At 61.5% G+C, this 10,000-nt stretch carries 12 protein-coding genes and 1 pseudogene; 5 read left to right on the forward strand and 8 right to left on the reverse strand.

Annotation, left to right across the window (positions count from 1 at the left end):
• Positions 1–73: 73 nt before the first annotated feature.
• Positions 74–676: an outer membrane beta-barrel protein gene (locus LDL37_RS10475; RefSeq protein ID WP_290797772.1), complete on the reverse strand. Its 603-nt coding sequence runs from the start codon at positions 674–676 to the stop codon at positions 74–76.
• A 124-nt stretch (positions 677–800) separates the two neighbouring features.
• Entirely contained in the window at positions 801–2,414 is a 1,614-nt protein-coding gene (locus LDL37_RS10480; protein ID WP_290797775.1) for a methyl-accepting chemotaxis protein, read from the reverse strand.
• 375 nt (positions 2,415–2,789) lie between these two features.
• Between LDL37_RS10480 and LDL37_RS10485 the strand changes: the two genes are divergently transcribed.
• Positions 2,790–3,752 carry an alpha/beta hydrolase gene (locus LDL37_RS10485; protein WP_290797778.1) on the forward strand — a complete coding sequence of 321 codons (963 nt, stop codon included), beginning with the start codon at positions 2,790–2,792 and terminating at the stop codon, positions 3,750–3,752.
• Between the two features lie 66 nt (positions 3,753–3,818).
• Here LDL37_RS10485 and LDL37_RS10490 read toward each other — a convergent pair whose 3' ends face one another.
• Together LDL37_RS10490 and LDL37_RS10495 are read right to left on the reverse strand one after the other, a co-directional pair.
• Positions 3,819–4,328 carry a phosphoribosyltransferase family protein gene (locus tag LDL37_RS10490; RefSeq protein WP_290797780.1) on the reverse strand — a complete coding sequence of 170 codons (510 nt, stop codon included), beginning with the start codon at positions 4,326–4,328 and terminating at the stop codon, positions 3,819–3,821.
• 16 nt (positions 4,329–4,344) lie between these two features.
• Entirely contained in the window at positions 4,345–5,304 is a 960-nt protein-coding gene (locus LDL37_RS10495) for an MJ0042-type zinc finger domain-containing protein (protein ID WP_290797782.1), read from the reverse strand.
• A gap of 98 nt (positions 5,305–5,402) precedes the next feature.
• On the opposite strand from LDL37_RS10495, the gene LDL37_RS10500 reads away from it, so the two are divergent.
• The 4 genes from LDL37_RS10500 to LDL37_RS10515 are packed head-to-tail and all read left to right on the forward strand — an operon-like array spanning position 5,403 to position 8,408.
• Positions 5,403–6,164 carry an ATP-binding cassette domain-containing protein gene (locus tag LDL37_RS10500; RefSeq protein WP_126423334.1) on the forward strand — a complete coding sequence of 254 codons (762 nt, stop codon included), beginning with the start codon at positions 5,403–5,405 and terminating at the stop codon, positions 6,162–6,164.
• A complete protein-coding gene (locus LDL37_RS10505; RefSeq protein ID WP_290797787.1) occupies positions 6,161–7,039 on the forward strand; it encodes an ABC transporter permease in 879 nt (292 codons plus the stop codon). The genes LDL37_RS10500 and LDL37_RS10505 overlap by 4 nt, the downstream gene beginning before the upstream one ends.
• Positions 7,039–7,683: a YdcF family protein gene (locus LDL37_RS10510; RefSeq protein WP_290797789.1), complete on the forward strand. Its 645-nt coding sequence runs from the start codon at positions 7,039–7,041 to the stop codon at positions 7,681–7,683. Before LDL37_RS10505 ends, LDL37_RS10510 begins: the two co-directional genes overlap by 1 nt.
• Complete coding sequence (locus LDL37_RS10515; RefSeq protein ID WP_290797792.1) at positions 7,680–8,408, forward strand: lysophospholipid acyltransferase family protein; 729 nt, start codon at positions 7,680–7,682, stop codon at positions 8,406–8,408. The genes LDL37_RS10510 and LDL37_RS10515 overlap by 4 nt, the downstream gene beginning before the upstream one ends.
• Positions 8,409–8,445: 37 nt before the next feature.
• On the opposite strand, the gene LDL37_RS10520 is transcribed toward LDL37_RS10515, so the two are convergent.
• The 4 genes and pseudogenes from LDL37_RS10520 to LDL37_RS10535 form a co-directional block, all read right to left on the reverse strand.
• Positions 8,446–8,634 (reverse strand): hypothetical protein, encoded by a 189-nt coding sequence (locus LDL37_RS10520; RefSeq protein WP_290797795.1) that lies wholly within the window; start codon positions 8,632–8,634, stop codon positions 8,446–8,448.
• Between the two features lie 165 nt (positions 8,635–8,799).
• Positions 8,800–8,937: a hypothetical protein gene (locus LDL37_RS10525; RefSeq protein ID WP_290797797.1), complete on the reverse strand. Its 138-nt coding sequence runs from the start codon at positions 8,935–8,937 to the stop codon at positions 8,800–8,802.
• Positions 8,934–9,689, reverse strand: a complete 756-nt coding sequence (locus LDL37_RS10530; protein WP_290797799.1) for a hypothetical protein — start codon at positions 9,687–9,689, stop codon at positions 8,934–8,936. The genes LDL37_RS10525 and LDL37_RS10530 overlap by 4 nt, the downstream gene beginning before the upstream one ends.
• A gap of 30 nt (positions 9,690–9,719) precedes the next feature.
• Positions 9,720–10,000: pseudogene (locus tag LDL37_RS10535) on the reverse strand (hypothetical protein); the annotation flags it as partial.

A 10,000-nucleotide genomic window follows, 5' to 3' on the forward strand; every position in this document is an offset into this window, starting at 1 on the left:
AGGAAAAAGCCCGTGACACGAAAAAGGGCCGACGTCCGCAGACGCCTGCCCTGTTTCAACCTTGGGGGTGATATCAGAACTTCATGCCCAGACCCAGCCACACCGACTGCTGCGTCAATTCGGCCTTTACGCCATCGTCTTCGACGTCGCCAAAGTCGGTATAGCGGTATTCGATGCGGCCAAACACGCGGTCGCTGAAGGCGTGATCGGCCCCGATACCGGCCGTCCAGCCGGCGACGGTTTCGGTTTCCTTCTCGCCGTCGTATTCGACATAGGCGCGCGTCCCGGCGACACCGGCCGCACCGTAAAACAGGGTGTTACCCGACACAAAACCCAGACGCGCACGCACCGCGCCGGAATAGTCGATGCCGGTTTCCACCTCTTCACCCAGCACCGTGTACCGGTCATTGGCATTGTTCCAGTTCAGGTCGGACTCGACGCCGAACACCGTACCGTTGCTTTGCGCATTGAAGCCCAGAATGACCCCCGCCGCGCCATTGCCGGTGTCATCTGAGGTGCTTTGCGTGGTGGCGCCGTTATTATAGGTCAACTCCAGCTTGGTCTTGGCATAGCCGCCCTGACCCGCAATGTACGGGCCGGAGAAGTCTGCGGGTGATTGGGCCAGCGCAGGCGCGGCGAAGGCGAGTGCGGCGGCAGTCAAAAACAGCGTTTTCATCGGAAATCCTTCAGGAAAATGGTCAGGACAGCCGGATAAGGCTATCGCCATAAGGATTCGATGAGCGCCCACTGCCCTGAACCTCAAGGACAGAGTCTGAGCGCCTGACTGTCTCAGAAATGTCTTAAGCCCGGATCTGGCGCACGAAGCCGTCCACCTTGTCGCTCAGTTCGCGAGCGCGGCCCTGCAAGGCAACGCTTGCCCCGGCGACCTTTTGCGCCGTCAGGCCGGTGTTTTCCGCCGAGTCGGTGACGTTTTGCATATTGTCGGCGATTTCGCGCGCCCCGGCCGCCGTGGCGTGGATGGTGTGCGAAATTTCCGCGGTCACCTGCGACTGCTGACCCACGGCCTCGGCGATGACGCCGGTGCCCGTCTCGATCTCGGCAATGGTGCGCAGGATGTCGTTCATCGCCTCAACCGACAACTGGGTTTCGGACTGAATGGCCCCGACCAGCGCCGAAATATCGCCCAGCGCCTTCGACACCTGATTGGACAGGGCCTTGACCTCAGAGGCCACGACCGCAAAGCCGCGGCCCGCCTCACCGGCGCGCGCCGCCTCGATGGTGGCGTTGAGCGACAGGAGGTTGATCTGACCGGCAATGGTGTTGATCAGCCCGACGACATCGCCGATCCGCCCCGACGATTCGCTCAACCGTTGAATCACCGACTTGGCCGTATCGCCCTTGTCCGAGGCCACGCGCACCACGGCGGCGGCGTGTTCGGCCTGTTCGCGGATGGCGGCGATGGAGGCCGTCAGTTCTTCGGCCGCGGCGGCCACCTGAGCCGAGTTGGAGGCGGCGTTCTGCGAAATGCCCGAGACGCGATGGGTGCGCGTCTTGGTGTCCTGCGCGATGTGGGTGACGTTATCGGCTTCACCTTTCAGCAGGGCCGTGGCCGACACCACCTCACTGACCACCGTCGTCACCGAGGCTTCCAGTTCGTCGGCCAGGGCATTCAGCGTGCGGCGGCGCAGGTGCGCGGCGCGTTCGGCTTCGTGCGCTTCGGCTTCGTGACGCTGGCGTTCCATGTCGCTGATGCGCTGCGCCTGCTCGGCGGCGGCCTGCCGCGAGCGGGCCATGACCTGACGCGCCCGATAGACGCCCAAGCCGACCCCGACTGCACACAGGGCCGCCAGACCCAGACCGATCAGCAGGGCCAGACGGATACGATTGAGGCTGGCCTGATATTCTTTCAGCGTGATGTCCACCCCAACCAGACCGGCAAACTGCCCGGACGCATCGGTGAAGGGCGCATAGCCGGACAGGAAGGTGCCCCATTTGTCGGTGACCGGTTCGCTTTCGGTCGCACCCTTGCGGTCACGGAAAGACTGCACCAGCAGGGGCGAGGCATCTTTATATTCTTCCATCACCGCCGAGGGCTCACCGTTGCTGCCGGTCGGCTGCACGTCCATGACGAAATAGACCTTACCCTCGCGCTCGACCATGGCGTAGATGAAGGCGAGGCGCTTGTCGGCATCGACCAACTTCTGAAACGGTGCGGCGACCTGCTGATAGTCGGTGCCCGCCTTGTCCGTCCCGGAGGTGAAGCTCGAAAGGGTTGCCGTATCCAGCAAGGCGGCGGCCTGATGCGACAGGCCGTTCAGGTTGTCGCGAATCTCGGTCTTCATGCCGTGCTGCGCCGTCATATAGACCGCCAGAGACGCCACCAGCGCCACGCTGAACACCAATGCCCCCGCCAGCACGCCGTCGCGCAGGGGTTTGATACCCTGAACCGTCATCTTCCACCTCGTTTTGATAAAACGCTGGATTCGGTTTTACGACCGCAACGGTTAATTTGGGTTAATTTCGCGCCGCACACAAAAATTTCATGTTTAGAGCGGAATGATTTCTACTGGAATCATTCCGCTCAGGCCGCCATTGAGGCGGCGGCCAAGGTGGCGAAGCCACCGCCCGGCGAGGGGCTAAACAAAAATCTGGATCATTATGTTTCTACCAGAAATCATAATGATCCAGTGCGTGGGATGAAAAAAACGGTGGCGAGGTTTCATCTGTCATGTTAGCGTTATCACAACCATAAACGGCAAAGCCGTACCCGACCCAAACCCCGCCGCAGAGCGGGAAACGCAAAATGCACAGTGAGAGGAAACCAAACCATGACCTTCCCCGGTTCTTTCCGGCAGGCGACACGTGGCCTGTCTGTAACCCTGACCCTGGCGCTTCTGGCCGTGGCCAGCACCGCCCTCCCGGCTTCCGCCCAAAATGACAAGATGGTCCCCATTGCCACGCCGGCCCAGCCCGATGCCATCGTGCTGAATACCGGTCCGCTGCCGGGGGCAACGGCCCCGGAGTCCTGGCACAGCCAGTACGGCAGCGTCTTTGCCCGTAACGTCAGCGTCGCCACCCTGACCCCCTTCCTGCCGTCGCCGGAAAAGGCCACAGGGGCTGCCGTAATCGTCGCCCCCGGTGGCGGTTTCCGCACCCTGTCCATGCAGAACGAGGGCTGGGACGTGGCCAGGGCGCTGGCCGATCGCGGCGTGGCGGCCTTCGTGCTGAAATATCGCCTCAACCCGACCCCTGCCGATATGGCCGGCTTCGAAGCCTCGATGCGGGAGATGTTCGCCGGCGCGGCCCGCCCGCGTCCGACCCCGGCGCCGGGGGAAGACCCGATGACGCGCATCGCCCCTCAGATCGCCGATGCTCGCGCCGCCTTCGCGCTGGTGCGGTCGCGCTCGAAAGAATGGCATATCGATTCTGACCGTATCGGCATGGTCGGCTTCTCTGCAGGGGCCATGCTCACCCTCTCCACCGCTCTGGCCGGGGGGGATGCCAAGCCGGCCTTTATCGGCGACATCTATGGACCGCTGTCGGCGGTGACCGTGCCCGCCGATGCGCCGCCGCTGTTTATCGCGCTGGCGGCAGACGACCCGCTGTTCGCGCACGGCGATTTCGGTCTGGTGCAGAGCTGGCAGGCAGCCAAGCGCCCGGTCGAGTTCCACTACTATGAACAGGGCGGCCACGGCTTTGGCATGTACCCCAAGGAAACCACCAGCACCGGCTGGTTCGACGCCTTCGTGCGCTGGATGACCATGCACGGCTATCTCGCCAAGCGTAAATAGGTATAAAAACAAAAGGCTACCCGGCGGAAACCGGGTAGCTTTTTTTTCAGGGGTTGCGTTGTGCGCTCAGTCCAGCGCCCCGATAAACGGCAGACCGCGCAGGCGGCCGCCATCGTCAAGACCATAGCCGACCAGATAGCGTTTGGGCGCTTCCCAGCCGACATAATCGGCTTCAATCTGACGCGTGACGGGCTTCGACGCCATGACGGCCGTCAGTACCTCGGTGGCCCCGGCGCGCAGCAGGTGGTCGCGGGCAAATTTCAGAGACGCGCCCGTATCCAGCACATCGTCCATGATCAACACCTGCTTGCCCTTGACCGGGCGTTGCAGGTCGGCGCGCAGGATCATCTCCCCGCTCTGACGGCCGTCGCCATAGGAGGACAGCCACATCGAATCAAAGCTGATGCCGAGGCCGTGGCGGGCCAGCGCGCGCGTCAGGTCTGCGGCAAACCAGATGCCGCCGGTCAGCAGGCAAACGCCGACCGTCTCTTCGGTGAGGCGCGGGGCCATCTCCCTGGCCATAGCGTCGATGCGCGCGGCGATGTCCGCCTCGCTCAGGAGAATGTCGTAGGTCATGTAAACTCAGTAAAAACTAGTGATGAGCGGCGGCAGAGGGCGCGTCAGGCGCGGGCCGCAGCTCGGCTGGTTTTTCCGTAGCATGGTCAGCCGCAGTTGTCGCGTCTCCATGCGCGTTTTCCGCAGCCGTCGCCGCGTGTCCGGCATCGGCAGCGGGGGCCGCCTCATGACCCGGAGCCGCGTGGGCGTCTTCTGTCGCCGGTGGTGTCCCGTGGCCGCCATCCCCGTGCGCCTCTTCGCCGTGCCCGCCACCGCTGCCGTTCATAAGGGACGGACGGACGCGCGACAGGTCTTTGGCCGCCTGCAGGTCAAAGGCCAGCTTGATATTCTTGACGCGGTTGGAGGGGTCAGGAATGTCAAAGGTCAGGACGCGCGTTTCGTTGGCTTCAAGCGTAAGCCCCAGCGGCGGGATCAGCGTGGTGTCAAGCGGGTGTGACTCCTTGTCCATCAGATCGACGCGCACCGGCGGCACCGGATTGGCCTCATCGCGGATATTCTTGACCTTCAGCGTCACCGTGGCGACGAAACGGCCCCCGCGCAGGGTGTTTTCCAGCTTAGACTCCAGCACTTCGAGGCCTGCGGCATTCACCGGAACGCCCACGGCCGCATAGGCCCCGCCCAGACGCGGAAAGGCGCGCACCAGATCGACGCGCAGCAGAAAGGCCGTGCCCAGCATGGCAACGAAGGTAGCCGTCAGCGCGCCCCAGATGATGCCCTGCGCCATCAGGGCCTTGTGTCGCTTCTGGCTTTCGATCATGTCGCGGTACAGCGACGGAATCTTCTTCGCCTTGACTTCCTTCAACCCGGTGGCAGGCTTTTCCACGGCCTTTTCGAGCGGCAGTTCGATCGGCTCTTCGGGCTTTTCCGCGTGCCAGGTTGTTTTGCACGAAGCGCAGCGCACGGTGCGACCCTGAGGCCCCAGCTGGGCCTCATCAATCGCGTAACTGAGCGCGCATTTGGGACAGGTCAGAAGCATCCGGACGAATCACTACATAAGGCCCGTTAACCAAACGGGTGCTTAACCTTTTTGGCCGAAAAGCATTAACAAGACCTCAAAACGCGAGTCTGAAACCTGTGGTAACAGCCTACGAACACGACGATCTTTTTGAGCCGGATCACAGCCAGGTGGTTGTGTTCCGCGACGTCGGACTGGGCTATGAAGGGGCCGGGCATACCGGACATGACCCTGAGCACTACATACTGAAAGATTTGAATTTTTCACTGCCTGCCGGGTCGTTTCATTTTCTGACCGGTCCCTCAGGCGCGGGCAAGACCTCGCTTTTGCGTCTGATTTATCAGGCGCAAAAGCCGTCTGTGGGCGAAATCAGCCTGTTTGGCGAACGTCTTAATCCGGCCGACCGCAAACAGACTGCCGATATGCGCCGGCGTATCGGCATCGTCTTTCAGGATTTCCGCCTGCTGGAGCACCTCGATGTGTTCGACAATGCCGCCTTGCCGTTGTTTGTGCGCGGCGAAGACCCAAAGCGATTCGAAGCCGATGTCATTGAGTTGCTGAGTTGGGTTGGGCTGAAAAATCGCCTGCACGTCATGCCGGATGTGCTGTCGGGCGGTGAAAAGCAACGGCTGGCCATTGCGCGGGCCGTGATTAACCGTCCGACCCTGATTCTGGCCGATGAGCCCACCGGCAATATCGACCACGCCATGGGCCTGCGGATCATGCGCTTGTTTATCGAGCTGAACCGCTTGGGGGCAACCGTGTTGATCGCCACCCATGACGAAGCGCTGATCCGTGCATCAGGTATGCCGGTACTTGAACTACGCGAGGGGCGGCTGTTTCAGCGCGACCTGACCCAGACGGTGAGGGGGGCGTTATGACCGCCGGGAAACGCCTGCGCCGCCGCGATCTGCTGCCTGAGCAGGACACACGCGAGGTGTCGCTGCACTACGTGATCGCCGTCCTGTTCTTTCTGGCGGCGTTGTCGGCCCTGATTGCGCTGGCCTCGAATCGCGCGGCGTCGGGCTGGTCGCGCGAAATCCGTGCCGAAGTGACGGTGCAGGTGCGCCCGACGGGGCTTGAAAGCGGCTCTGTCGCTGCGGCGCGCGCCGCCGAAGTGCTGGCCGGAGTGCCGGGCGTCAAGGAGGCCGCCGCTATCGAACCGGAGCGCGCCAAGGCGTTGATCAAGCCGTGGCTGGGCGATGCGGTGCTGGAGGACCTGCCCTTGCCCAATCTGGTGGAGGTGCGGCTGGATGAGGCCAAACCGGCGAAGGCCACCGCCCTGTCGGAGGCGTTGTCAGAGAAGGAAATCGACGCCACCATCGACGATCATTCAACCTGGCTTCAGGATATTGAGACGTCTGCGTTGATTATCCGTCTGATTTCTCTGGGTATATTTTTACTGATTGCCTCCGCAGCGGCGGCGGTGGTGGGCTTTGCCACGCGCGCTGGGCTGATGGCGCGCGCCAATATTGTTGAGGTCCTGAGCCTGTGCGGCGCGACGGACACATTTATCGCCGGGCGGTTTCAGTTCCGCTTTGCGCGCATGGCCGCGATCTCCGGCCTCTTGGGTGCGGTAGCGGCGGGGCTGGTCATGGTGGTGATCAAGCTGACCGGATCGTCGCAAAGCCTGTTGCTGGCTCTGCCCTTTTCGTGGCTGGACCTGTTGGTTTTGTTGCCCTGTCCACTGCTCGCCGCCTTGATTGCTGCGGGAACCGCGCGTATCGTAACCCTGAAGATGCTGGGGAAAAGCTGATGCGCCGCCTTGTGGCCGTGGTTTTGGTGGTTGGATTGTGGTTGGCCGGGCTTTACGCCTTCGCCGACCGCGTTATCCATTCGACTCCGGCCGCCGAACCGGAAGAGGCCGCCGACGCCATCGTCGTGCTGACCGGTGCGTCGGACATGCGCATCAAGGAAGGTATGCGCTTGCTGGAGCGACGCAAGGGCGCGCGCATGCTGATTTCCGGCGTCAACCGCGAAGTGAAGCGCGAAGAATTGCTGCCCGTCACTGAAGGCTCCAAAAAGCTCTATGAGTGCTGTGTCGATCTGGGGTACGAGGCGCAGACTACGCTCGGCAACGCCTACGAGGTGGCTGAGTGGGCCAAGGCCAAGGGGTTCGATGACCTGATCGTCGTGACCTCGGATTATCACATGCCGCGCAGCCTGCTGGAGATCAAGGCAGCCTTGCCGGGGGTCAAGTTACACGCCTATCCGGTGGCCACCCCGACGCTTGATGCGCGCGAGTGGTGGAAATCGTGGCGCAGTTCGCGCATGCTGATTGTGGAATACAGTAAGTATTTGGCCATATTGGCGCGTGATATTTTTTCCAGCCTGACCGGTTCGGGCAAAAAGGATGAGACCGCAGCCGGTGAGGCTGCGGCGGAAGGTTCGGCCTCTTGAATTTCCTGCGTTCAGTTGTTTTCGTCGTCTGGCTTTATGGTCTGGTCGTGATCATCGGCCTGTTGGGCACGCCCTTCATGCTGCTGTCGCGGCGCTGGGGAATGCAGACGGTTAAGCTGTGGGCGCATCTGGTCCTTTTTGGCCTGCGCTATATCTGTGGCGTCAAGGTTGAGTTCCGCGGGCTGGAGCACCGGCCGAAGGGGGCGGCTCTGATCGCGGGCAAGCACCTCAGTATGCTCGATACGATTGCACCGTTTGTCGTGCTGGATGACCCTTGCTTTGTGCTGAAGAAGGAACTGACCTACCTGCCGTTTTTCGGCTGGTATATCTGGCGTACGCGCATGATCCCCATACGCCGCAAGGATGCCTCCAAGGCCTTACGCGCCATGGTCATCGACGCGCGCGACCGGTTGGAGAACGCGCGGCAGATCCTGATTTTTGCCGAAGGTACGCGCTCAGAGGTGGGGCAGGACCCGGAGTACAAACCGGGCGTCGCCGCACTTTATCGCGACCTCGCATTTCCCTGCCATCTGCTGGCCACCAATTCCGGTCAGTGCTGGCCGGCGCACGGCATCATCCGCAAACCCGGCACGGTGGTGTTCGAATTCTTGCCGCCCGTTCCGGCCGGGCTGAAGCGCGGCGAATTCATGAGCGAAATCAAGACGCGCATAGAGAGTGCGTCGAATGCGCTGATTGCAGAAAACCGCAAGGCCTCAGTTGAATAGAGCCGGAGCGTACTCCGGCCCCGCAACTATGGGTTACTTATTTGCACTTCTTCTTGCAATCCAGCCACGCGGCGCGGCACTTTTCTTCGGACGTACCGGCCTTCTGGCAGGCCTGATAGGTGTCATTGCACTTTTTGCGGCAATCGGCGCTTTGCGCATAGCCCGTACCGGCCAGCAAGGCTGACAGTGTGATCGCGGCGACCGCGATCTTACCCAGGTGTTTCATTGGACGCCTCCCTTGGCGATTTTTCCCAATTTTCACGTGCCTTAACCCGGTATCAGGCGGCACTTTTTAGCCCTGACCGACTATGGGGTTCGGCCATTGATTAATACTGTATCCCAAATTCAAGATTCGCCAAGAGGGAGAATAACATCGGTATCGGCGTACCGATCAATAGGCCGCCAGAAGGCTGGGGCCGGTCGTGTGCGCGGCATGCTTGTTTTGCGGTAGCAGAAGGCAGGCGGGGGCCGCCGCCAGGACCAGCAGGCCCAGAGTCAGAAACAGCGCCTTGAGGACCGGCGACCTCATGGTTTTTCAAATTCCTGAACGATCTTCAGCGCGGAAATCTGCATGACCAGCGTGGCGTTCTTGTCCAGTTCACCCGTGTCGTCGATACGCATCTGGGTCAGCTTGCGCTGAGCATCGCTGTCGTTGACACGGGTCAGGTACAGAAGCTCCTCCTTGCTGAGGTTCTGCGCGTGACCGCGCGCCGTCAGGGTGAGGATCTTGTCGCCCAGCTCGGTCGAAACGGTCGCCACAATCGTCGCCAGACGATAGCGGTCGCTTTCATTCAGGCTATTGAAATCTATGTACTTACCCACTTCGCCAATGATCAGGCGCATGTGCACTTCGCTGACGAAGTGGCGGATAATGGCCTCGGTGCCATCCACTTCCAGCAACTGTTGCGCCAGCTCAACACGTTCGGCGAAATCACCAGTGGGTTTGGCGGGACCGACCGGGCCAACGTCCTGCGCCGCCGCCGTCACCACGGGTGGCGGGCTTTCGATCATATCGACCGAAGGCGCGATTTCGCCAGAGGGCTGCGCCACAGGGGCCGGATTGATTTTAGCCACAGTCTGGGCCGGGATGGGTGCCTGAGCCGGTGACGCGCCTTGCGGTGCCGTCGCGGTGACCGGCGGATTCATCCGCTTTTGCTCCGGCTTCGGCATGACGGCTATACGCGCGCCGGGTTCACGTTCCGGTTCGCGCGCCTGTGCCCCCATGGCCCCCATCAGCCCCATCAGCCCCACACCCGTCATCACGTGCTTCAAATACACCACTCAAACCCCCATCTCACAATGCGCTACCGGTCAGCCCGAAATGGCTTCCTTGAATGTCTTGATAATTTTTATCACCGCTTCGACCATGTAGCTCTGGATCTGCTGGGCATTGGCGTCGGGATTCGCGAACTTGCTCGTATTATACTTGGCCGCAACCGGGCCGGAATTGGCGCTGATCAGGGTCAGGATTTCTTCTTCGCTGAAATTGGCGGACTGAGCCGTCGCGATCTGGTCGATAATGCTGGCTTCGGCCTCTTTCAGTACGCGGTCGGCGATCTGATTGAACTTCAGCTCATCGGCACCACTAAGCG

Source organism: Asticcacaulis sp. (assembly GCF_020217185.1).
Classification (GTDB): domain Bacteria; phylum Pseudomonadota; class Alphaproteobacteria; order Caulobacterales; family Caulobacteraceae; genus Asticcacaulis.